The 23,316-nt window shown below is 55.7% G+C and carries 24 protein-coding genes; 9 read left to right on the top strand and 15 right to left on the bottom strand.

Features of this window, described 5'->3' with window-relative positions:
* Positions 1–18: 18 nt before the first annotated feature.
* Entirely contained in the window at positions 19–1,644 is a 1,626-nt protein-coding gene (gene eptA, locus CWR52_RS02535) for a phosphoethanolamine transferase EptA (RefSeq protein ID WP_104948758.1), read from the bottom strand.
* Positions 1,645–1,793: 149 nt separating this feature from the next.
* On the opposite strand from eptA, the gene CWR52_RS02530 reads away from it, so the two are divergent.
* From CWR52_RS02530 to sodC, 3 genes are all read left to right on the top strand, one after another.
* Complete coding sequence (locus CWR52_RS02530; RefSeq protein ID WP_104948757.1) at positions 1,794–2,033, top strand: DUF1289 domain-containing protein; 240 nt, start codon at positions 1,794–1,796, stop codon at positions 2,031–2,033.
* 48 nt (positions 2,034–2,081) lie between these two features.
* Positions 2,082–2,978 (top strand): aldo/keto reductase, encoded by an 897-nt coding sequence (locus CWR52_RS02525; protein ID WP_104948756.1) that lies wholly within the window; start codon positions 2,082–2,084, stop codon positions 2,976–2,978.
* A gap of 80 nt (positions 2,979–3,058) precedes the next feature.
* The gene (sodC, locus tag CWR52_RS02520; protein ID WP_032651026.1) at positions 3,059–3,577 is read left to right on the top strand and encodes a superoxide dismutase [Cu-Zn] SodC; all 519 of its coding nucleotides are present in this window, start codon (positions 3,059–3,061) and stop codon (positions 3,575–3,577) included.
* Here the strand turns inward: sodC and CWR52_RS02515 are convergent.
* The 3 genes from CWR52_RS02515 to CWR52_RS02505 are packed head-to-tail and all read right to left on the bottom strand — an operon-like array spanning position 3,556 to position 6,688.
* Complete coding sequence (locus CWR52_RS02515; RefSeq protein ID WP_104948755.1) at positions 3,556–5,589, bottom strand: FUSC family protein; 2,034 nt, start codon at positions 5,587–5,589, stop codon at positions 3,556–3,558. The genes sodC and CWR52_RS02515 overlap by 22 nt on opposite strands.
* A complete protein-coding gene (locus CWR52_RS02510; RefSeq protein ID WP_104948754.1) occupies positions 5,589–6,449 on the bottom strand; it encodes an HlyD family secretion protein in 861 nt (286 codons plus the stop codon). Before CWR52_RS02510 ends, CWR52_RS02515 begins: the two co-directional genes overlap by 1 nt.
* Before the next feature lie 2 nt (positions 6,450–6,451).
* The gene (locus CWR52_RS02505) at positions 6,452–6,688 is read right to left on the bottom strand and encodes a DUF1656 domain-containing protein (RefSeq protein WP_104948753.1); all 237 of its coding nucleotides are present in this window, start codon (positions 6,686–6,688) and stop codon (positions 6,452–6,454) included.
* A 186-nt stretch (positions 6,689–6,874) separates the two neighbouring features.
* On the opposite strand from CWR52_RS02505, the gene slyA reads away from it, so the two are divergent.
* The gene (gene slyA, locus CWR52_RS02500; RefSeq protein WP_021241135.1) at positions 6,875–7,315 is read left to right on the top strand and encodes a transcriptional regulator SlyA; all 441 of its coding nucleotides are present in this window, start codon (positions 6,875–6,877) and stop codon (positions 7,313–7,315) included.
* Positions 7,316–7,350: 35 nt separating this feature from the next.
* On the opposite strand, the gene CWR52_RS02495 is transcribed toward slyA, so the two are convergent.
* Together CWR52_RS02495 and slyB are read right to left on the bottom strand one after the other, a co-directional pair.
* Entirely contained in the window at positions 7,351–8,712 is a 1,362-nt protein-coding gene (locus CWR52_RS02495; protein ID WP_104948752.1) for a sensor domain-containing diguanylate cyclase, read from the bottom strand.
* A 196-nt stretch (positions 8,713–8,908) separates the two neighbouring features.
* On the bottom strand, positions 8,909–9,376 hold the full coding sequence (gene slyB, locus CWR52_RS02490) for an outer membrane lipoprotein SlyB (protein WP_008500578.1): 468 nt from the start codon (positions 9,374–9,376) through the stop codon (positions 8,909–8,911).
* Positions 9,377–9,631: 255 nt separating this feature from the next.
* Between slyB and anmK the strand changes: the two genes are divergently transcribed.
* The 5 genes from anmK (at position 9,632) to pdxY (ending at position 14,214) form a co-directional block, all read left to right on the top strand.
* Positions 9,632–10,756 carry an anhydro-N-acetylmuramic acid kinase gene (gene anmK / locus CWR52_RS02485; protein WP_104948751.1) on the top strand — a complete coding sequence of 375 codons (1,125 nt, stop codon included), beginning with the start codon at positions 9,632–9,634 and terminating at the stop codon, positions 10,754–10,756.
* Positions 10,757–10,849: 93 nt separating this feature from the next.
* Positions 10,850–11,173, top strand: coding sequence for a C-type lysozyme inhibitor (mliC, locus tag CWR52_RS02480; protein ID WP_025758348.1), 324 nt, complete (start codon positions 10,850–10,852; stop codon positions 11,171–11,173).
* 57 nt (positions 11,174–11,230) lie between these two features.
* A complete protein-coding gene (pdxH, locus tag CWR52_RS02475) occupies positions 11,231–11,887 on the top strand; it encodes a pyridoxamine 5'-phosphate oxidase (RefSeq protein WP_008500575.1) in 657 nt (218 codons plus the stop codon).
* Positions 11,888–12,012: 125 nt separating this feature from the next.
* A complete protein-coding gene (tyrS, locus tag CWR52_RS02470; protein WP_023335449.1) occupies positions 12,013–13,287 on the top strand; it encodes a tyrosine--tRNA ligase in 1,275 nt (424 codons plus the stop codon).
* Positions 13,288–13,353: 66 nt separating this feature from the next.
* Positions 13,354–14,214, top strand: coding sequence for a pyridoxal kinase PdxY (gene pdxY, locus CWR52_RS02465; RefSeq protein ID WP_104948750.1), 861 nt, complete (start codon positions 13,354–13,356; stop codon positions 14,212–14,214).
* A 65-nt stretch (positions 14,215–14,279) separates the two neighbouring features.
* On the opposite strand, the gene gstA is transcribed toward pdxY, so the two are convergent.
* From gstA to rsxA, 9 genes are all read right to left on the bottom strand, one after another.
* Positions 14,280–14,885 carry a glutathione transferase GstA gene (gene gstA / locus CWR52_RS02460; protein WP_025758353.1) on the bottom strand — a complete coding sequence of 202 codons (606 nt, stop codon included), beginning with the start codon at positions 14,883–14,885 and terminating at the stop codon, positions 14,280–14,282.
* 105 nt (positions 14,886–14,990) lie between these two features.
* Positions 14,991–16,499: a dipeptide/tripeptide permease DtpA gene (gene dtpA / locus CWR52_RS02455; protein ID WP_104948749.1), complete on the bottom strand. Its 1,509-nt coding sequence runs from the start codon at positions 16,497–16,499 to the stop codon at positions 14,991–14,993.
* A gap of 590 nt (positions 16,500–17,089) precedes the next feature.
* Complete coding sequence (gene nth / locus CWR52_RS02450) at positions 17,090–17,725, bottom strand: endonuclease III (RefSeq protein ID WP_104948748.1); 636 nt, start codon at positions 17,723–17,725, stop codon at positions 17,090–17,092.
* Positions 17,722–18,408 (bottom strand): electron transport complex subunit E, encoded by a 687-nt coding sequence (locus CWR52_RS02445; protein WP_008500569.1) that lies wholly within the window; start codon positions 18,406–18,408, stop codon positions 17,722–17,724. The genes nth and CWR52_RS02445 overlap by 4 nt, the downstream gene beginning before the upstream one ends.
* A gap of 2 nt (positions 18,409–18,410) precedes the next feature.
* Entirely contained in the window at positions 18,411–19,031 is a 621-nt protein-coding gene (rsxG, locus tag CWR52_RS02440) for an electron transport complex subunit RsxG (RefSeq protein WP_104948747.1), read from the bottom strand.
* Between the two features lie 10 nt (positions 19,032–19,041).
* Entirely contained in the window at positions 19,042–20,094 is a 1,053-nt protein-coding gene (gene rsxD / locus CWR52_RS02435; RefSeq protein ID WP_104948746.1) for an electron transport complex subunit RsxD, read from the bottom strand.
* Positions 20,095–22,116 carry an electron transport complex subunit RsxC gene (gene rsxC / locus CWR52_RS02430; RefSeq protein ID WP_104948745.1) on the bottom strand — a complete coding sequence of 674 codons (2,022 nt, stop codon included), beginning with the start codon at positions 22,114–22,116 and terminating at the stop codon, positions 20,095–20,097.
* Positions 22,109–22,687 (bottom strand): electron transport complex subunit RsxB, encoded by a 579-nt coding sequence (gene rsxB, locus CWR52_RS02425; RefSeq protein WP_008500565.1) that lies wholly within the window; start codon positions 22,685–22,687, stop codon positions 22,109–22,111. The genes rsxC and rsxB overlap by 8 nt, the downstream gene beginning before the upstream one ends.
* Complete coding sequence (gene rsxA / locus CWR52_RS02420; protein ID WP_008500564.1) at positions 22,687–23,268, bottom strand: electron transport complex subunit RsxA; 582 nt, start codon at positions 23,266–23,268, stop codon at positions 22,687–22,689. Before rsxA ends, rsxB begins: the two co-directional genes overlap by 1 nt.
* Positions 23,269–23,316 lie beyond the last annotated feature (48 nt).

The raw sequence follows: 23,316 nt of genomic DNA, 5'->3' as shown, positions 1-23,316 counted from the left end.
GGTCTAATGCAAGCGAGTTTATCGACGACATGCGTTCAGAATATCCAGCTGCTGTTGATAAACCGTTGATTTGACGTCCATCATACCCAATACGGTTGAAAATAAATTGTCCTGGGAGACCGCATTTTTTGCTGCATGGTCGCGTAAACACTGTTCATTGATGCCAAAGTTTTTCGCGTAGTCCGGTGACAGCCAGAACATAAACGGAATGTGCGTTTGCTGCTCCGGCGCCAGCATGTACGGCGTACCGTGCAGATAAATGCCGCTTTCACCCAGTGACTCACCGTGATCCGAGAGATAAATCAGCGCGGTGTTCATGCTCGCCTGGCGCGCTTTCAGGGCATCAATGGTTTTGCTGACCATGCTGTCGGTATACAGGATGGTGTTGTCATAGGTATTCATCAGCGCCTGATGGTCGCAATCCTGAATTTCATTGGTGTCGCAGGTTGGGGTGAATTTCCGGAAAGTGTCCGGGTAACGGCGATAGTACGCCGGACCGTGGCTCCCCATCAGGTGGATAACCAGCACCGTGTCCTGCTTCAGACCATCCAGCACGTTGTCCAGACGGTAGAAATTCACATCATCAATACAGGATTTGTCTTTGCAGAACTGATCCAGATTCCACTGCGTCATATCGGTATGCGGCACGCGATCGCAGGCACCTTTACAGCCGCCATCGTTGTCGCGCCACAGCAGGTTGATCCCCGCATGCTTGAGCACATCGAGCAGACCTTCCTGATGGTGAGCCAGGTCGGCATCGTATTTGCTACGCGTCATGCCCGAGAACATGCACGGAACGGAAACGGCGGTTTCAGTGCCGCATGAGGAGGCCTGCGGGAAGTTAATCACATCCTGCTTTTTCAGCTCCGGGTTCGTTTCACGATCGTAACCATTCAGGGAGTAGTTCGCCGCGCGGGAGGCTTCCCCAACGACCAGTACCAGAACGGTTTTCTTTTGTTGACCTGAAATCAACGGTCCTTTATGGGCATCTTCGCCAATCCGTACCAGCGTTTGATCGCCGGCAAACCAGCGCATTTTGCTGTACTTCACCACGGCGCTGACATAGTTGGCCGGGGTCACCATTTTGACGATGCTTTTGTTGTTGCGAAACAGTGAGGCGTAATCTTTATAAAACACGGCGGCAATCAGGATAATCACCAGCAGGGCGCCAAGCATCGCGGCAACGCGCGTCAGCAGGGCATACCACCATTTCCCGGTACGAATGCGGGTCAACGCCAGCACCACGGAAGGCACGAGGCCAGCAATAACAATCCACAGAATCATCTGCGGCGTCACCAGGGCTGTCGCTTCCTGAGAGTTGGTTTCGAACACGTTAACAATCATGTTCTGATCGATCACCGCGCCGTAGGTGTACATAAAGTAGGTTGCCGCGGCGCATCCGACCGTTAAGACGATCAGCAGCGGCTTACGGATATAGGGGATATTCAGCAGGCTAAAGACAATCACCCAGCCGCAAAACAGCACCAGCGGTACGGACGCGGCAAAGAGGATGTCGTGCAGGTGCGAAGGGGCAATAATGGCCCAGCTGCGCTGGATAAACAGCCCGTTGATTAGCGTAAAGAAGAGTGCACAGCCCAGAGTAAATTTAATGTCGTTACATTGTAACTTTTTGATTAACCACATCGATCGGTAAACCTGTCATTGTCATGATGGGCCGAGTATAAAGCGGGAAGATTAGTGAAACCTTAATGCCACAAATCTGTGGTACAGGCCTTGCACGTGGCGCGTTTAGCGTCTTCACTGTAGGTGAGAGTGGTTATCCGGAGGTGAGTGTGGCAGAGCAGCTGGAGTTTTTCCCCATCCAGAGCCCGTGCCGCGGGATTTGTCAGGTGGATGAACGCGGATATTGCCGCGGGTGCATGCGTACCCGCGACGAGCGTTTCAACTGGCAAAACTTCAGCGACACGCAAAAGCAGGAGGTGCTACGCCTTTGCCGACAGCGTCTTCTGCGCAAAATACGCGCAAACAAATCCAGTGAGACCGAAGAACCTCAGCAACCTTCACTTTTTTAACATGGTAATTGCGTATACTCATGACATCACGTCCTTGAGGAAAATGTTATGGTTCAGCGAATTACCCTTGCCCCCCAGGGGCCAGAATTCTCCCGTTTTGTGATGGGCTACTGGCGCCTGATGGACTGGAATATGTCCCCCCTCCAGCTGGCGAGCTTTATTGAAGAGCATATCGATCTGGGCGTCACCACGGTCGACCATGCGGACATCTACGGTGGTTATCAGTGTGAAGCCGCATTCGGCGAGGCGCTCAAGCTGGTTCCGGCACTCCGCGACCGCATGGAGATCGTCACGAAGTGCGGGATTGCCACCACGGCAAAACCGGAACACGCCCTTGGGCATTACATCACCGACTGCGCGCATATCATCAAGAGCGCTGAGCAGTCGCTGGTCAATCTGGCGACCGACCGTATCGACCTGCTGTTAATCCACCGTCCGGATCCGCTCATGGATGCCGATGAGGTGGCAGAAGCCTTCCTGAACCTGCACCAGAGCGGCAAAGTGCGTCACTTTGGCGTTTCCAACTTTACACCGGCGCAGTTTGCACTGCTTCAGTCTCGTCTGCCGTTTACCCTGGCCACCAACCAGGTGGAGATCTCCCCGGTACACCAGCCGCTGCTGCTGGACGGTACCCTCGACCAGCTGCAACAGCTGCGTATTCGCCCGATGGCCTGGTCGTGCCTGGGAGGCGGACGCTTGTTTAATGATGATGAATTCCAGCCGCTGCGTAACGAGCTGGACACTATCGCCCGCGAGCTGAACGCGGAGAGCATCGAACAGGTGGTTTACGCCTGGATCCTGCGTCTGCCGTCAAAACCGCTGCCCATTATTGGTTCCGGCAAAATAGAACGCGTGCGTTCTGCACTGGCCGCTGAAGAGCTGCAGATGACCCGCCAGCAGTGGTTCCGCATCCGCAAAGCCGCGCTGGGTTACGACGTGCCATAAACCGCCAGAAGGTGACTTTCCGGTGAAATCTTTGCCCCTGGTATACACTTAAGGGGCAAAAAATAACCAGCGGAGGTCATATGAAGCGTTTTGCTCTGGCAATGGTCACGCTGGTTGTTTGCGCAGGGGCGCAGGCAGCCAGCGACGAAGTGGAAATGAATCTCGTCACCTCTCAGGGTGTGGGTCAGTCCATCGGTACGGTGAAAATCACGGAAACCGACAAAGGGCTGGAGTTCGCTCCCAACCTCAAAGCACTCCCTCCCGGTGAGCATGGTTTCCATGTTCACGCCAAAGGCAGCTGTCAGCCCGCATTGAAAGAGGGTAAAGCGTCAGCGGCGGAAGCGGCAGGGGGGCACCTGGATCCCCAGCATACCGGCAAGCATGAGGGCCCGGATGGAATGGGACACCTGGGCGATCTGCCCGTGCTGGTGGTCAATAACGACGGTAAAGCCACCGATCCCGTTGTCGCGCCGCGTCTGAAAAAGCTGGATGAGGTAAAAGGTAAAGCGCTAATGATTCATGTCGGCGGCGACAATATGTCCGATCAACCTAAACCGCTTGGCGGCGGCGGGGCGCGTTATGCCTGCGGCGTGATCTGATCCCCAATGGTACCCGGCGGTGGTGCTTGCTCCAGCTGCGACAGCGAGCAGTGCAGCCGCCAGATTATCGAGGCCAAATCACGGGCGGCGAGGAGATGATGTCGTGCAAGCGTATCGCAGATCCGCTGCAGTTCATTCAGCGTGGTTGCCAGCGGGCGCTGCTGGACGCCGCGTTCGCTCATCACATCGCGCAGCAGAGAGATGCATACATCGCGAACCTGCGACAGCGGGTCGGAGCGTGTTTCCCACCCGCGAAGCTGCCAGACCACGTGCGAACAGTTCAACAGCACCACGCCCCAGCGCAGCAGCCAGCGCCGGGAAAGCGCGTCCTGGCTGTTATTGAGCTGGCTCACGTGGTGATACACCAGCGATTCATACTCGTTTTCACGAAGATGCGGTTTACGGCTGAGCTGGTCCACAAACCCCCGGCGTAACTCCCGGATATGTCTGCGGCTTTTGCGGGCATCGGAGCCGGGGCGCAACACCGCGAAAGCCAGCCACGCCAGCCCCACGCCAAGGATTTTCGCCAGGTTGTCATTAAGAAAATCGGCGTAATCATAAACCGGCGGATTGGTCACGGAGATAAACGAGCCCATAAAGACAATCAGCTGCCCCCAGAGGCCCGCCTGTTTTGGCATTTGCAGCTTGAGTAGCTGCATGGTGGTCAACAGCGGAAACAGAAACAGCAGGAACTGCCACAGATCGCTTATCTGCACCATCAGGCCAAACTTCACCACAAAACTGAACAACGACAGCAGCACCAGCGTGCGTAGCAGGAGCGTCAGCGAGTTGAACGGCGAGGCCGCGACGGAGTAAAGCACGCAGCTGATGGCAGCAAGCGTCAGGGCCGCCGTACCGGACTCCCACTGCGTGGTAATGCTCCACGCCCCCACCAGCATCAGCGCGCAGAAGGTGCGAAAACCGCTCCACAGCGCTTCCAGGTAGTCGGTATGGCGGGCGAGAGCCGGGCTCCCGGGAACGTTGAACTCCGTGACCGGCGTGGCATTCTCAACCGCGTTAATCCAGCGGCTGCTGCGCAGGTAGAGTCGGCAAAAGTAATTCAGACGTTGCCAGAAGGCGCGATGGCGATAGTCGTACTCATCAACCGGGGCGAGCGGGGCGATGATCTTCGCAACGGTGTAGATGTCCGCATCCGGGCGCGCAAGAGCCGAGAGCAGCGTTTCGATGACAGCACGGGTGTTTTCCGGCGGCGTCGGCCAGTTGAGCAGCATTCTGCGCAGGCTGGAGATGGCGCTGGTCATACGCAGCTGCTGGTGCAGTAAATAATTGAGCAGGGTGTTCTGACGACGAAAGCGGTAGTGGCTCCAGAAGGCCTGAATGCGCAGCAGATTCATGGTCAGGATCTGACCGATGACCTTTTCGTGTGCCAGACGGATTTCATCGTTAGTATCTGGCTGCCAGAGAAGGCTTGCATGCTCCAGTAAGCGGGCATGCATGGTCTTCAGGGCGGTGATAAGCGCTGTACCGTCAGAGGTACTGGGTAGGATCATCATCATAAACCCACCGCTAAGAATGCCGACAATCACTTCACAGACGCGCGCCTGGGCGATGTCCCATAGCTCGGTGGTGTCGAGAACATTCACCACGGGAAAGGCTATAATGGCGGCGGTATAACCCGCCAGCTGAAATGCGTAGGCAACGTTATTAGTAAAATGGGCGCAGGCCCAGGTACAGCACCCCAGCCACGCCGCCATGCTCAGCAGGAACATCCACGGATCGTTCAGCGTATGGCCGGCGATAATTAACGCCGCCGTCGCGCCCAGCAGGCTGCCGGCGATGCGCCCAAGGCTCTTACTGATCACCCCGCCGACCGTAGGAAAACTCACCACCGCGGCAGACGTCATCGCCCAGTAGGGCTGATCCAGGTTCAGGTAATAGGCGACGGTCAGCGCCAGACACATAGCGATGCCGTTACGCAGCGCGTAGCGCCACTGAGCGCGCGTCGCTTTGCTCCACGGCGTGTTTTGCCAGGAGAGTGCCGGCAGCTTCATCACCGGTTTCCGATGGAGACAGTACAGGTGGTGCCGGAGACCAGCGTGATGTCCTGCGGTAAATGGTCAAACTCCACGCGAACCGGCACGCGCTGAGCGAGACGCACCCAGGGCACGTTCGGCTTGATGTCCGGTACCAGGCCGGAATCCGTTTCGACGCTTTGATCGTAAATAGCGCGGCCAATGCTGGATACGTGACCCTGTAACTTCTGCGAGCCGCTGTAAAGCGTAATGGCGGCGGGCGATCCCTCCCGAATATGGCGAAGCTTGGTCTCTTCAAAATAGCCCACCACGTAGAAGGAGTGACTGTCGACGAGGGCAAAAACGGGTTGTCCCGTGGTGGCATAATTCCCCACGCGAGCGGAAAGGTTGGTTACCCACCCGTCAACTGGCGCGGTAATCACCGTTTGGGTCAGCTCCCACTGGGCCTGCTTCAGTGTGGCTTGGGCCACGTTGACGCTCGCCTGCATGGCCTTCACGTTGATGTTGGCGGTGTCTAAATCTTCCGCGGAGATGTAATTTTGCGATAAATGCCGGCGGCGGTTGGCCTCGTTATTCGCTTTCGCTAAGTCTGACTGGGCTTTTGCCAGCTGCGCCTCGGCGTTCAGAATCGCGATGTGGTATGGGGTATCGTCGATTCGGAAGAGTATCTCACCCTTTTTGACGTACTGGTTATCCTTAACGAGCAGCGTCGTGATGCTTCCCGACACCTGAGGGGTGATGCTGACCTGTTCAGCGCGAATTTTGCCGTCACGGGTCCAGGGGGACTGCATATAAAAATTCCACATCCACCAGCCTGCAACCAGCGCGAGGGCAAGAACAAAGAGGGTAGAAAAGTATTTCAGCGTTTTCAGAGGCATAGTCACCACACCATCAAGAAAGCAAGGCCCAGACATACGGAGAGGGCAAACAGGGAAAGATCCATCAGCATGGGATGCCAGATTTCGCCGGAGTACATCCAGTCGCGAAGCAGACGATGCGCGATGAGCCAGAGAACAAAGCCCACCAGCACGGCCTTAAACAGGGGAGGAAAGTAGACTGACGCACCGAAGATCAGATCCTGAAGGGGTAACCCCTCTGAGCGATGAAAAAACGTCACGGGCAGAAATCCTTTGCAGTGAACAGAATGCCGCGTTGGCTTGTCTTAGTATGATGAAGCATCACAATTCAGTGTAAGTCATACTTTTAAGTTCGATGAATGCAGTATTGCATTTGTTTTGGCAATACAAATGCTGCACACTATTCTAAAATCAGTATAATAACTTAGCAAGCTAATTATAAGGAGATGAAATTGGAATCGCCATTAGGTTCTGATCTGGCAAGGTTGGTACGCGTCTGGCGTGCTCTGATTGACCATCGCCTGAAACCTCTGGAATTAACACAGACGCATTGGGTCACGCTGCACAACATCCATCAGTTGCCGCCCGATCAGTCACAAATTCAGCTGGCAAAAGCGATAGGCATTGAGCAACCGTCGCTGGTGCGCACACTTGATCAGCTGGAAGAGAAGGGGTTGATCTCCCGACAAACCTGCGCCAGCGATCGTCGCGCAAAGCGGATTAAACTCACTGAGAAAGCGGCCCCTATCATCACCGAAATGGAAGCCGTCATTACCAAAACGCGCGGTGAAATCCTCTCAGGCGTTTCACCGGCGGAGCTGGAAATGCTCATCAGCCTCATTGCTCGCCTTGAGCAAAATATCCATGAGCTGCAGTCTCGCGACTGATAAACACGAAGGCCTTGCATCAGCAAGGCCTTTTTTTACTTAAAGACGATCACACGATTACGACCCGTCTCCTTCGCTTCATACATCGCCTTGTCGGCACTTTCCACGCACGCTTCGGCGGTTATCGTTGATGACGTTGCCGTAAACACCCCCATACTGATGGTGATGGGCTCCGGCAACTGACCGCCGCTGCTGGTTTTATCAAAGCTGCTCAGCTTCAGACGTATGCGCTCGGCCACCTGGTACGCGGAATCTGACGACGTGTTGGCCAGCATCAGCACAAACTCCTCGCCGCCGATACGGGCCGCGATGTCCTGCGGGCGCACGGAATCCATCAGCAGGTTGGCGACAAACTGCAGGACTTTATCGCCCTGAAGATGCCCGTAGGTGTCGTTAATGCGCTTGAAGCGATCGAGATCGCTGACAATGACGGAAACGGGGCGGTTGGGTCTGGCAATATCCAGCGCCTGGTTTAACGATTCATAAAAATAGCTGCGGTTATAAAGGCGCGTGAGCGGATCGCGAATCGAATTTTGATACGACTGCTGATACTTCAAATGGGAGTCACGATACAACCTGAAGACATCATAGAGCAGCACAAAAATAATAATCAGCGTCGCGACGGTTTCAAATAATCGGGCGCGATACCATGATATATCTTCTGCATGTCCGCCTACCAACAGCATAGAGAGCGTGACGACATAGCAGACACACAGAAAATTACCGCCTACCCAGAACAGATTACGCACGCGCGTAATAAGCATCAGCGTGGCTAGTGTCACGACCCAGAGGACAATTAATGAAATGTTAATGCTGTTGCTCCAGAGAACCATAAACTGCCGCGTTTCATTATCAACCAGATCGAGGGATAAAAACGGGGAATGGCTGGAATACATCCAGGCCAGAATCACCATACATGCGGTAAAAAGAAATGAACCGCTAACGATGATAATATGCGCCAACCGTGAAAGGGACAGATTGCGCGTGGGATAAAGTAATGCCGAAACCATCATCAGCACCGCCATTAAGAGGTGGCGGAACATATAGTAGATCATCGCATCGTTGTAGTTCACAACGTTGAATTGATAGAGATCCAGCCACGCCGGAAAGCTGGTCAATGTTCCGACCATCAGCAAGGCCGAACCGGCAAAGGCAAATGAGATGGCAATCAGATAGAGCCGCCGCTTATCACACCAGTATTTCATTGCCATAAAGCAGGCAATAAACAGGTGAAACACGAGTAAAAAAATGGTGAGTGTGGGGAACAAAAGAGGCGAAAAGGACGGAACCCAGTCAACCAGTTTTGAAAATAAAACCTGTAATATTCCGATGACAACAAAGCAACCGAAACAGAACGAGATATAACGACCTTTTACAGAACGACTATTCGCAAGCATATAAAGTTTTACAAATTAAAATAATTATGAAGAGATGATTGCGAAGAGTTTAATCAATTAGCACGGTAAATACTTTGCGCAGAAACAATATAAGGCGTGATTAATAATGGATGGGGTGAATGTATTTTGTAATTATATTTTTTAGAGTGAAATATATTGTAAATGGATGTGGCCCGAGGACCACATCCACTTTTAATTAACGTGGGGAAACGGTCACCTGGCTTCCGTTGCTCGCCAGCACAACGCGCTGGCCTGCAGAGAAGCGGGTGCTGCCCTGTTTCTGAACAACCATGATCGTGCTGCCGTCGTCTTTACGAATTTCCAGCTCTACGCCCTGAGTTTTGTTCATCGCACCCTGAACGCCCTGGCCGGCTACGCCACCCGCAACGGCACCTGCGGCTGTCGCCAGAGAGCGTCCCGTACCACCGCCGACGGTATTACCCAGGAAACCACCCAGAACGGCACCGCCGATTGCGCCCATCACGTTGTTTTCATCACCACCCTGAATCTGTACAGGGCGTGCGTTAACAACGGTACCGTAAGTCACGTTCTGAACCTGTTTCGCTTCAGAAGCGCTGTAAACGTCGCCAGAAAGTGAACTGTCATTCACACAGCCAGCCAGAGTTAAACCAATCAGCGAAACGCCCAGTACACGTAAAATCATTTGAATCTCCTGTTCACCAAAAACGCCCGATTGGGGGCATCCGTTATGGCTAAATTATATGGCATAAGGAGCCATAGTTCATATCTTTGCACTAACAATAGGAAAATTGTACTTGAATTTGACTTAACGAGACATAAACAGGATCCGCCCGCGCTACCCGTCTGACATTGTTAAAAAATATTATTGCCGGATGGCAAAGCGACGCCGTTTATGGTTGAGTGGATATCCTTAGCCCACGCAACGTAAGGAAAGCGCATGAAATCGGGTCGCTACATTGGTGTGATGTCAGGCACCAGTCTGGATGGGGTAGATGTCGTTCTGGCCGCCATTGATGAAAACATGGTGGCACAGCAGGCGAGCCTGACCTGGCCAATCCCCATTTCACTGAAAGAGGATATTCTCAGTATCTGTCAGGGGCAGCCGCTGACCCTCTCCCAGCTTGGGCAGCTGGATGTCCGCCTCGGGGCGCTATTTGCTGATGCGGTGCAGGCTTTGATGCAAAAAGAACATCTTCGCCCGCAGGATGTGGTGGCCATCGGGTGTCACGGACAAACGGTCTGGCATGAACCCATCGGAGAGGCTCCGCATACTCTGCAAATCGGCGATAACAACCAGATTGTGGCGAAGACCGGCGTCACGGTGGTCGGCGATTTCCGTCGTCGCGATATTGCCCTTGGCGGACAGGGCGCACCGCTGGTGCCCGCGTTTCATCAGGCGCTGCTGGCGCACCCTTCAGAACGGCGCATGGTGCTCAACATTGGTGGGATCGCCAATCTGTCGATGCTTATCCCGGGACAGCCGGTCCGCGGCTACGATACCGGCCCGGGCAATATGTTAATGGATGCCTGGATCTGGCGACAGTGCGGGCAACCGTATGATAAAAACGCGGAGTGGGCGAGTGAGGGTAAGGTGATTCTCCCGCTACTGCAGTCCATGCTGAGCGATCCTTATTTTGCCTTACCGGCACCGAAAAGCACGGGGCGTGAATACTTCAACTTTGGCTGGCTTGAGCGCCAGCTGGCGTCATTCCCGGCGCTCGCGCCGCAGGATGTTCAGGCGACGCTTGCCGAGCTCACGGCCGTGTCAATTTCTGAACAGGTGCTGCTTAGCGGCGGATGTGAACGCCTGCTGGTGTGCGGCGGGGGAAGCCGTAACCCGCTGGTGATGGCGCGTCTTGCCGGGCTGCTGCCGGGCACCGAAGTGTCGACGACCGATGAGGCCGGCATCAGCGGTGATGATATGGAGGCGCTGGCCTTCGCCTGGCTTGCCTGGCGCACCATTGCCGGGCTGCCGGGCAATTTACCGTCGGTAACCGGCGCGCGCGAGGCGAGCGTCCTTGGGGCGATTTTCCCGGCAAATCCGCGTCATAATCAGAGTTAACTGAAATTCAGCGCGGCGCGTCGTCGTTAAAATGGAACGAAACAGGGGGGCAGCCATGCCCTCCAGGACCAGGAAAGTCTTCGGAATACGCCCATGAAAAAACTTCTTCTTATTGCCGCCCCTTTGTTGCTGTCAGGATGCAGCGTCTATAACCAGCTCCTTGAGCGCATGCAGACCGATACGCTGGAGTATCGCTGCGACGAAAAACCGTTGACCGTAAAGCTGAACAATCCACGCCAGGAAGCCAGTTTTGTTTATGACAATAAACTGCTGACGCTGAAGCAGGGCATTTCAGCCTCGGGAGCGCGTTACACCGACGGTATCTATGTCTTCTGGTCGAAAGGCGACAGCGCCACGGTCTACAAACGTGACCGTATTGTGCTGAACAATTGCCAGCTCGAAAATCCGAAGCGTTGAGATTTTTACAGGGGCGGCGCACAATAGCGCCACCCACTCTCAATGTCAGCTAACGCCATGTCAGATAACGACGAACTGCAGCAAATTGCGCATCTGCGCCGTGAATACACCAAAGGCGGCCTGCGTCGCCAGGATCTTCCCGCTGAACCCCTCGTGCTTTTTGAACGCTGGCTGAAACAGGCCTGCGAAGCGAAACTTGCCGACCCAACGGCGATGGTTGTCGCAACGGTAGATGAAAACGGTCAACCGTATCAGCGTATCGTATTGCTCAAGCATTATGACGAGAAAGGGCTGGTGTTCTATACCAACCTTGGCAGCCGCAAAGCGCACCATCTGGAAAACAATCCGCGTATCAGCCTGCTGTTCCCGTGGCACATGCTGGAACGTCAGGTCATGGTGACCGGCAAAGCGGAACGTCTCTCGACGCTGGAAGTGGTGAAGTATTTCCACAGTCGTCCGCGTGACAGCCAGATTGGCGCCTGGGTATCAAAACAGTCCAGCCGCATTTCCGCCCGCGGCGTGCTGGAAAGTAAATTCCTGGAGCTGAAGCAGAAGTTCCAGCAGGGGGAAATTCCGCTGCCGAGCTTCTGGGGTGGTTTCCGCATCCCGATTGAGCAAATCGAATTCTGGCAGGGGGGCGAACATCGCCTGCACGACCGCTTTTTATACCAGCGCGAGAATGGCGGCTGGAAAATCGACAGACTGGCGCCGTAATCCCCGAAATTTGTTGATTTAAGCGCTAGCGCACACCGCGCTTGCGCTTTATTCTATGGTCCTTTCGCATCAGGCGAAAAGTCGTGTACCGGCAAAGGTGCAGTCGTTTATACATGGAGAATTTGATGGCAAGCAGTAACTTGATTAAACAATTGCAAGAGCGGGGCCTCGTGGCCCAGGTGACGGACGAGGAAGCGTTAGCAGAGCGACTGGCGCAAGGCCCGATCGCGCTCTATTGCGGCTTCGATCCCACCGCTGACAGCTTGCATTTGGGGCATCTTGTTCCATTGTTATGCCTGAAACGCTTCCAGATGGCGGGCCATAAGCCTGTTGCCCTGGTGGGCGGCGCGACCGGTCTGATTGGTGACCCAAGCTTCAAAGCCGCTGAGCGTAAACTGAACACCGAAGATACCGTGCAGGAGTGGGTCGATAAGATCCGCAAACAGGTTGCACCGTTCCTCGACTTCAACTGTGGCGATAACGCCGCGATTGCCGCGAACAACTACGACTGGTTTGGCAGCATGAATGTGCTGACCTTCCTGCGTGACATCGGCAAGCACTTCTCTGTTAACCAGATGATTAACAAAGAGGCCGTGAAGCAGCGTCTGAACCGTGATGACCAGGGTATCTCCTTTACCGAGTTCTCCTACAACCTGCTGCAGGGGTATGACTTTGCCTGCCTGAACAAACTGCACGGTGTTTCCCTGCAGATTGGCGGTTCTGACCAGTGGGGTAACATCACCTCAGGTATCGACCTGACCCGTCGCCTGCACCAGAATCAGGTCTTTGGTCTGACCGTTCCGCTGATCACCAAAGCAGACGGCACCAAATTTGGCAAGACGGAAGGCGGCGCGGTATGGCTCGATCCGAAGAAAACCAGCCCGTACAAATTCTACCAGTTCTGGATCAACACGGCGGACGCCGATGTTTACCGCTTCCTGAAGTTCTTCACCTTTATGGACATTGAAGAGATCAACGCGCTGGAAGAAGAAGACAAGAACAGCGGGAAAGCGCCGCGCGCGCAGTACGTGCTGGCGGATGAAGTGACCAAACTGGTTCACGGTGAAGAAGGTCTGGCCGCGGCAAAACGCATTACCGCTAGCCTGTTCAACGGTACCCTGAGCGATCTGAGCGAAGCGGACTTCGAACAGCTGGCGCAGGACGGCGTGCCAATGGTTGAGATGGAAAAAGGGGCTGACCTGATGCAGGCGCTGGTGGACTCTGAACTCCAGCCTTCCCGCGGTCAGGCGCGTAAAACCATCGCGTCCAACGCCATCACCATCAACGGTGAAAAGCAGGCCGACCCGGAATACACCTTTGTTGACGGCGACCGTCTGTATGGCCGCTACACCCTGCTGCGTCGCGGTAAGAAAAACTACTGCCTTGTCTGCTGGAAATAAGTCACAGTCTTCAGGGGCGTGGGAAACCACGCCCCTTTTGTTTTTTAAGGGTTGGGTAAGCATAAAATGAAGAACATCCTCGCCATTCAGTCCCACGTTGTTTTTGGACATGCTGGCAACAGCGCAGCGGAATTCCCGATGCGCCGCCTCGGCGCCAACGTCTGGCCCCTCAATACCGTTCAGTTTTCCAACCACACGCAGTACGGCAAATGGACTGGCTGCGTAATGCCGCCTTCACACCTCACCGAGGTGGTGCAGGGCATTGCCGATATCGGCCAGCTCAAGCGCTGTGACGCCGTACTGAGCGGGTATCTTGGTTCCGCGGAGCAGGGGGAGCATATCCTCGGCATCGTACGCCAGGTGAAGGCCGCTAACCCGTCGGCAAAATATTTCTGCGACCCCGTCATGGGCCATCCGGAGAAAGGCTGCATCGTGGCGCCGGGTGTTGCGGAGTTCCACGTCCGCCACGCGCTGCCCGCCAGCGATATCATTGCGCCAAACCTGGTTGAACTGGAAATTCTCTGCGAGCATCCGGTTAACAGCGTAGAAGAGGCCGTAAGCGCGTCTCGCGAGCTGATCGGGCAGGGGCCTGAGGTTGTGCTGGTAAAACACCTCGCGCGCGCAGGGCTAAGTCAGGATCGCTTTGAGATGCTGCTGGTGACGAAAGAGGATGCCTGGCACATCAGCCGTCCGCTGGTGGATTTTGGCCTGCGCCAGCCGGTGGGCGTGGGGGATGTGACCAGCGGCCTGCTGCTGGTGAAATTGCTGCAAGGGGCAACGCTGCGCGATGCGCTGGAGCATGTTACTGCGGCAGTGTACGAAATTATGACGGCGACGAAAGAGATGCAGGAATATGAGCTGCAGGTGGTCGCAGCACAGGATCGAATCGCGAAGCCGGAGCACTATTTCAGCGCAACCCAGCTTTAAACGATGCCGGGTGGCGCTGCGCTTACCCGGCCAGGCCCGTGCAAGCGAAGCGCCACCGGGCGATATTAGCTAAGCCCTTCCGCTTTCAGCGCCGCAGCCACCGCAGGACGCTCTGCCACGCGCTTCATATACGATGCAATGTGGTCTAACCCTTCCAGATTCAGCTTAACCGCGCGCGCCCAGCGCAGCACGGTGAACAGGTATGCATCGGCAATCGTGAAACGCGACCCGCCAATCCACTGCTCGTCTTTCAGCGATTCGTTAACGTACTGCAGCTTTTTCTCCAGCAGGGCGCGCAGGGTAGGCTTAAACTCTTCCGGCGTATCCGGGCGGAACAGGGGGGTAAAGCCTTTGTGCAGCTCGGTGGCAATGTAATTAAGCCACTCCAGCGTTTTATAGCGCGAAATGGTGCTGACCGGGGCCAGCAGCTGGCGATCGGGTACGCTATCGGCCAGGAACTGCATAATCGCCACGCCTTCGGTCAGCAGAGTACCGTCATCCAGCAGGAGCGCCGGAACTTGTCCTTTCGGGTTAATGGCAAGAAAATCATCGCCGTTTTCCAGACGTTTTTTCATCAGATCAACGCCATCCAGCGTGAAATCTTTGCCGCTCTCGCGCAGGGTGATATGGGAAGCAAGAGAGCACGCGCCCGGTTTGTAGAACAGTTTCATCGGTAACTCCTTTTCGCTGAGGTTTCAGCTATGTTAGTGCGCAAACGGATAAAAAAAAAGCCGCTAATCAATTAGCGGCTTCTGGTCAGTCGTTTCTCACGGATTTCACGCAGTAGCGGTTTTGGTCGCCTTAGCGGTCTTGTCGTCGTCCTGAGTCATGCGATTCAGTTTCGGTGCGGTCAGCAGCATCAGAGCGGCAATAACGGCAGTCGCGATACCAATCTGCATGAACACGGTACCGTAGACGTTCAGGGAAACCAGTGGGTCAGTGACGTTTTCCGGCACGGCCATCAGGTTCGCAATCTTACCGGCGATAATTGCTGCACCGGCAGTGGTCAGGAACCAGCTACCCATAATGAAGCCCATCAGACGCTGCGGAACCAGCTGTGCAACCATCGCCAGACCCAGACCAGAGATCATCAGTTCGCCGATAGACTGCAGCGCGTAGCTCAGGATCAGCCAGTTAACGGATACGATACCGGCGTCGGTAGCAAATTTGGTACCCAGCGGCAGCACCAGGAACGCGCCGGAGCACAGCACCATACCGATAGCGAACTTGTGCGGCATTGGCAGACGGTCGCCCATCTTGTTATAGATCGCGGCCAGAATCGGGCTACCAATCATGATCCAGAACGGGTTCAGCGCCTGATACTGCTCCGGTTCGAACGCAATACCCATGATGGAGTGCTCAACGTTACGAATAGCGAAGAAGTTCAGAGAGGTTGGCATCTGGCTGTACAGTACGAAGAAGATAATCGCTTCCAGCATCAGAATGAACGCCACGATCATCTTACGACGGGCAGCCCCCTGCATGGCGAAGGCTTCTTTCGCAAAGATGACCACGATACCCAGCGCGACCACGCCCAGAACGGCACGTGCGATGCCCTGGTTGTGCAGCAGCCAGGTGGCGATCGCCGCCAGGGCAACAACGCCCACAATGGTCGCCAGCAGTTTGCCCATGTGTACTGGTTCAAAGTCAGGTTTTGAACCGTAGTCTTTAACCCAGCGTTTGCAGAAGGCAAAGTTGACCACGGTGATCAACATACCCACCACGGAGAGAGAAAACGCCACGCTCCAGCCGAATTTTGCGGCCAGCCACGGGGTGGCAAGCATAGAGAAGAACGAACCGATGTTCACAGACATGTAATACATGGTGAATGCACCGTCCAGACGCGGGTCATCTTTGCTGTAGCAGGTAGAGAGCAAGGAGGACGGGTTCGCTTTGAACAGACCGTTACCGACGGCAATCGTCGCCATACCCATATACACGACAGCGGCATCATGCCCTGACCATGCAACCAGAGCATAGCCAATCGCCAGGACAATGGCGCCCAGCATGATGACACGTTTAGTCCCGAGAACTTTATCACCCAGCCAGCCGCCGATAGCGACCAGACCGTAGACGAGGGCACTGAAGGAGGAGAACAGCGTGATGGAATCGGCTTCGGACATACCCAGCTGTTTCACCAGGTAAACCGCCATGATCCCTTGCAGGCCGTAATAACCAAAACGCTCCCATAACTCGATAGAGAAGATGAGATAGAACGCTTTAGGTTGTTTAAAAGCGTTCAGACTCACGCTTTCATCTGTTGGTTTATTGTTTGCAGTCGACACATATACCTCTTTTTTTACATCCCATATTAACGGGGGTGTTCATAGCGTGATGGCCGTAGTCCATACGCCTTATAGTTATATTGGGAGGAGAAACGGCGGGTAATGTTCACTATCCTGCACCATCTGGCAATACGTTTGTAATAATCTGTTACATATATCTGCGGTGGTATAATCGTCGGTTCATACAAATGTTATTCAGCGTTAAATTTTATACGATGTGTAAAGGTAGTTTTCTCGACTGGCAGAGACCCGTCAGGCCCTGTGCCTGGCGATATGTTCTGCTATTTGCCGTCTCTGGCAGTGATATAGCCCAAATTCTGAAAAATAGCTGGTCTTATCGTCGGTAAAAAAAGAAGAGTGTCTTGTCAGACAAAGGCTTTAGCTCGATTTTGACAACAAAAAAACAACATGAAGTTATCAGGGTGATCGCGATCACAGATGTATAGAAATTTTCGGCTATGAAAAAAGTATTAACCTGTTTGAGCGTTAAAGCACCGAACAAGTGACAGCCTGGGGGAGACGAAAGGCGAACAAATAACGGCCAAAAGAAGCGTGCACCATCACCCTTCTTTTGGTGTGGGTTATGTGGTTCAGGGATACACTTTTTCTTTGTATTCGCAGAGATCTTCAATAATGCAGGAGCCGCAGCGAGGCTTACGGGCAATACACGTGTAACGGCCGTGCAGAATCAACCAGTGATGGCAATCCACCTTAAATTCTGCCGGAACCACTTTGAGCAGCTTCTCTTCGACCTGCTCGACATTTTTCCCCGGCGCAAAGTTGGTCCGGTTAGACACGCGAAATATATGCGTATCGACGGCGATAGTAGGCCAGCCAAACGCGGTATTGAGCACCACGTTCGCGGTTTTACGCCCCACGCCCGGTAAGGCTTCCAGCGCAGCGCGGTCTTCCGGCACTTCGCCGCCGTGCTGTTCCAGCAGGATCCGGCAGGTCTTAATGACGTTCTCGGCTTTGCTGTTAAACAGGCCGATGGTTTTGATATAGAACTTAACGCCTTCCACGCCCAGCTCCAGCATGGCTTTCGGCGTATTGGCGACCGGATAGAGCAGGGCAGTGGCTTTATTGACGCTCACATCGGTCGCCTGTGCAGAGAGCAACACGGCGATCAGCAGCTCAAACGGGGAGGTAAAATTCAGCTCCGTCGTCGGGTGCGGGTTCTCGTCCCGCAGACGGGTCAGGATCGCAATGCGCTTTTCTTTATTCATGAGGCCTTCTCGGGTGTCCCTTCCAGAACGCTGCGCTCAGCCGCGCGGCGCTTACGTTTCTCATCAATCAGGTATTTTATCGCCAGCATCATGCCAAGGCCAATAAACGCACCGGGCGGCAGCATCGCCAGCAGGAATGGCGTATCGGTGTGGAACACTTCAATGCGCAGCGCTTTGGCCCAGCCGCCCAGCAGGGCATCTGCGCCGTCAAACAGCGTACCGTTGCCGAGGATTTCACGCAGGGATCCCAGCACGAACATGGCACACGTGGCGCCCATGCCAATGGAAAATCCATCCAGCGCCGACATGGCTGGACTGTTTTTCACCGCGAAGGCTTCCGCACGCCCGACCACGATACAGTTGGTGACGATAAGGGGAATGAAGATCCCGAGCGACTGGTACAGACCGAACGCGTAGGCGTTAATCAGCATCTGAACAATACTGACCACCGACGCAATGATCATGACGTAAATCGGAATACGAATTTCCGACGGCGTCCAGCGGCGCAGGGCAGAGATGGAGAGGTTGGTCAGGGTCAATACCAGCGTGGTTGCCAGACCCAGACCGAGCGCGTTGGTGGCGGTGGATGTCACCGCCAGCAGTGGGCACATGCCCAGAAGCTGAACCAGCGCGGAGTTGTTTTTCCACAACCCCTGGACAATGACCTCTTTAACCTGGCTCATGATTACTCCTCACAGGCCGGAAGATTGTTGATTTGCGCGGGCAGCGTTTCAGCATACAGCCCGGCTCGTTTTACGGCATTCACCACCGCACGTGGGGTGATGGTCGCACCAGTAAACTGGTCAAACTCGCCGCCATCTTTCTTCACCGCAAACGCGGTGTCATCCTCACCATGGATCACTTTACCGGCAAAGTGCAAAATCCAGTCGCTCAGACGGGTTTCAATTTTATCGCCAAGACCCGGCGTTTCATGGTGTTCCGTCACGCGGGTGCCCAGTATGGTGCCGGAGAAATCGCTGCCCACGAGGAGCTGAATGGCACCGGAATAGCCGTCAGGCGCCGTCGCTTCCATCACCGCGCCGACCGGTGTATCCCCTTTGCGGGCAATAAAGAGGCGGTGTGGGCCTTTCCCAAGCTGCGGCGCGTCTACCACAAAGCAGCTTTTTTGCAGGTCGTTATCGTAGAAGTCGGACGGGATTACCTGATCGAACAGCGCCTTTTGCTGCTTCGAGGCCTGCTCTTCGATGGTCGTTTTGGTCAGCGCATTGACCAGCGCCGTCAGCCCTGTCAGGACCGCGGCGAAGACAGCCAGCGTGACGCCGTGTTTTTGCATCGTTTTTAACATGGCGAAACCCTTAGCGATGACCATACACGCGTGGACGCGTGTAATAGTCGATGAGCGGAACGGTAATGTTGGCGAGCAGGACGGCAAAAGCCACGCCGTCCGGGTAGCCGCCAAAGCTGCGAATGAGCCAGACCAGCAGGCCTGCCAGCGCGCCGAAGATCAGGCGTCCGCGGTTAGTCGTTGAGGCCGTCACCGGATCCGTCAGGATAAAGAAGGCACCCAGCATGGTCGCGCCGGAGAGCAGATGCATCTGCGGGCTGGCCAGTGATTCAGGAGAGAATACCCAGCCCAGCGTGGCGCAGACCGCCAGCGTCACGAGGAAGCTGACCGGAATATGCCAGCGGATGGCTTTCTGCTGCAGCAGGAACAGGCCGCCCAGCAGATACGCCAGGTTGACCCACTGCCAGCCTGCACCCGCCAGCACGCCGCTGTAGATCGCCGATTTCATGATCTGCTCAACGCTGTGCCCGGCATGCAGGGCCGTTTTAAAGGTATCAAGCGGCGTTGCCTGGCTGATACCGTCCACGCCCATACGCAGCGCGTTCATATCGGCACCCAGCGCCGTATGGCCGTTAAAGATCACGTGCAGAGCATCCATGAAGCCCGGAACCGTGGCCGCAATCTCGTGCGGTGGCAGCCAACTGGTCATCTGTACCGGGAAGGAGATCAGCAGCACCACGTAGCCAATCATCGCCGGGTTAAACGGGTTATGGCCCAGGCCACCATACAGCTGTTTGGCAATGATCACGGCAAACACGGTGCCGAGGATCACCATCCACCACGGGGCAAACGGCGGAATACTGATGGCCAGCAGCAGGCCGGTCAGCAACGCGGAGTTATCGGCAAGAATTCGTGAGACCGCAGCCTTGCGCAGCTTAAGCACAAGCGCTTCCGCCGCCAGGGCGCTGGCGCAGCCCAGGATTATCTGAAACAGGGTTCCCCAGCCGAAAAACCAGCACTGAACGGCAATGCCCGGCAGCGCCGCCAGGCAGACCAGCATCATAATGCGCGATGTCTGGCGCTGATTATGGGTGTAAGGGGAGCTTGCGATTCTGAAAACCATTTAATCCTCGTTAACTGCTTGCTGTGCGGCTTTCTTTGCCTGAACGCGCGCAATGGCGGCGGCGACGGCGGCTTTGCGCGGGTCATCGTTGGCGGCCTGCGGTTGTTCATCCTGCTGCGCCGCTTTGCGCGCTTTAGCGCGGGCAATCGCCGCTTCGACGGCGGCTTTACGCGGGTCGACCGGCGCGTCGGGTTCTGCGGTTTGCGTCTGCTGTGCCGCCTTGCGCGCTTTGGCACGGGCAATCGCCGCCTCAACGGCCGCTTTGCGAGGGTCGACCGCTTCCTGCTCGACCACCACATTCTGTTCACCGGCTTTGCGTGCTTTAGCGCGGGCTATTGCCGCCTCAACGGCGGCTTTGCGTGGGTCAACCTCAGCATCCGTCTGGGTCGTTTGCGCTTTTTCTGCCTGACGGGCGCGGGCCTGAGCTTTACGCGCTTCACGCGCAGCAATCGCTTCGCTGTTGTCTGGCTTCTCGCCGGCCGGGATCACCACAGGCTGCGCTGCAGTAGCTTTTTTCTCGCGAACGCGGGCCAGTGCGGCGTTAATCGCATCCTGATCTTTCTCGCCAGGCTGAACGGCGGCCTGCTTATGGCGCTCCTGACGGGCAATTTTTTCGCGTTCCAGTCGTGCCTGGCGCGCTTCAAAGCGCGCTTTGGCTTCCGCCGCGCGTTTTTCTTCCATGGAGATGGCATAAATTTCAGCCTTCTCCTGGCGGAAATACTGCACCAGAGGAATGTTGCTGGGGCAGACCCAGGCGCAGGCACCGCATTCAATGCAGTCGGCCAGGTTATGGGCTTTTGCCTTGTCGTGCAGTTGGCCTTTGCTGTACCAGTACAGCTGCTGCGGCAGCAGATCCGCCGGGCAGGCGTCGGCGCAGGCGCTGCAGCGGATGCAGCCTTTCTCTTCCTGCTCTTCGCCCATCTCGGTCGGAGAAGGCGCGAGCAGACAGTTGGTGATTTTCACTACCGGAACGTCCAGCCACGGCAGGGTAAAGCCCATCAGCGGGCCGCCCATGATCACCATCTGGTCGCTTGACGGGCAAAACTCAGCCTGTTCCAGCAGATGACGCACCGGCGTACCCAGACGCGCCCAGACGTTGCCCGGACGAGAGACCGCTTCCCCGGTCAGCGTTACCACACGCTCGGTCAGCGGCTCGCCGTCGATCACCGAGCGCTTCACGGCGTACGCGGTGCCGACGTTCTGCATCAGCACGCCGATATCCGAAGAGCGTCCGCCATGCGGGACCTGCTTGCCGGTGAGAATTTGCGTCAGCTGTTTTGCGCCGCCGGAAGGGTACTTGGTCGGGATAACGCGCAGGCTAATATCGTGACTGCCCGCCAGCACGGCGCGCAGCATTGAGATAGCCTGCGGTTTATTGTCTTCGATACCGATCAGCACTTCCCGCGGCTGCAGAATGTGCGCGAGGATGCGGATGCCTTCCACCACCTGGGCGGCGCAGTCCTGCATCAGACGATCGTCGGCGGTGATGTACGGTTCGCATTCGGCGGCGTTGATAATCAACGTCTGAATATTATCGCCACCGCCGCGCAGTTTGACGCCGGTCGGGAAGCCTGCGCCGCCGAGGCCGGCAACGCCGAACTGATGAATGCGCTCAATGAGCGCTTCGCGGCTATGGGAGCGGTAGTCGCTCCAGCCGTCACGGTCGATCCAGCGGTCTTCGCCGTCGGCTTCAATCATCACGCTCAGCTCTGAGAGCGCTGATGGATGGGGCACCGTATGGGGCGCGATGGCGACCACCTTACCGGAGGTGGGGGCGTGCACCGGCAGCATACGTCCGCGACCAAAGGTCAGCGGCTGACCGCGAAGGACGGTATCGCCTTCTTTCACGCACAGCTCACCCTCCGCGCCAATGTGCTGCTTGAGCGGCATAACGAAACGGGTCGCCAGCGGAATTTGACGCAGCGGCGTGCCGTTAGACTGGGTTTTCATCTCTGGTGGGTGAATACCCCCGTCAAAGTCCCAAATCTTCTCTTTTCTGAAAGCAGAAAATAACTTAAGCATGTTGTTCCACAGGAATATTGCGAACCGGAATGGTTTGAAGATCCCACTTCCAGCTTTCGGTAGTCGTTTCAACCGGGCGCAGCTCGATACATTGCGTCGGGCAGGGTGCTACGCAGAGGTTACAGCCGGTGCACAGGTCCGCCACCACGGTGTGCATGGCGCGCGTTGCGCCAACAATGGCGTCGACCGGGCAGGCCTGAATACATTTGGTGCAGCCGATGCAGTTCGCTTCGTCGATCACGGCCAGCGCGCGGACCGGCTCCTGTACATCCGCATCGCCGTCAACAGGCTGCGGATCAACGTTAAGCAGGGCGGCAATTTTCAGCATGACTGCTTCGCCGCCGGGGGCGCAGCGGTTAATTTTTTCGCCCTGGATGCCAACCGCTTCAGCGTAAGGGCGGCAGCCCGGGTAGCCACATTGCCCGCACTGGCTTTGCGGCAGAAGCTCATCAATTTTCTCAACAACGGGATCGTCCTCTACCGCGAAACGGCGGGAGGCGTAACCCAGGATAAGGCCAAACACCAACCCCAGGACGCTGATAGAGGCGATGGCAATCCAGATAGCATTCATTACAACTTCACCAGACCACTAAAGCCCATAAAGGCCAGAGACATTAAACCTGCGGTCACCAGCGCAATCGCGTTACCGCGGAAGGGCGCAGGGATATCCGCTGCGGCCAGGCGCTCGCGAATAGAGGCAAACAGCACCATGACCAGCGAGAAACCGACGGCCGCAGAAAAGCCATACAGCGCCGACTGCATAAAATTATGGCCAAGGTTGATGTTTAGCAGCGCCACGCCGAGAACGGCGCAGTTGGTGGTGATCAGCGGCAGGAAGATACCCAGCAGGCGATAGAGCGCCGGGCTGGTTTTGCGCACCACCATTTCGGTAAATTGCACCACCACCGCGATAACCAGAATAAAGGCCAGCGTACGGAGATAGGTTAACCCCAACGGGATGAGGATCCAAGTATCAATCCACCAGGCGCAGATGGACGCCAGCGTCATGACGAAGGTCGTCGCCAGCCCCATGCCCATTGCCGTTTCCAGCTTTTTGGAAACGCCCATAAACGGACACAGGCCAAGGAACTTCACCAGAACGAAGTTGTTAACCAGCACGGTGCCGACAAAGAGCAGTAAGTAATCGGTCATTATTTAGCCTGAAATAAAAAAGCCGCCTATTATCGGACAAACACACGC

It is taken from the genome of Enterobacter sp. SGAir0187 (assembly GCF_002952735.2).
Lineage (GTDB): Bacteria > Pseudomonadota > Gammaproteobacteria > Enterobacterales > Enterobacteriaceae > Enterobacter > Enterobacter quasiroggenkampii.
The sequence above is the reverse complement of the archived record's forward strand: the minus strand, read 5'-3'. Positions and strand labels throughout refer to the sequence as shown.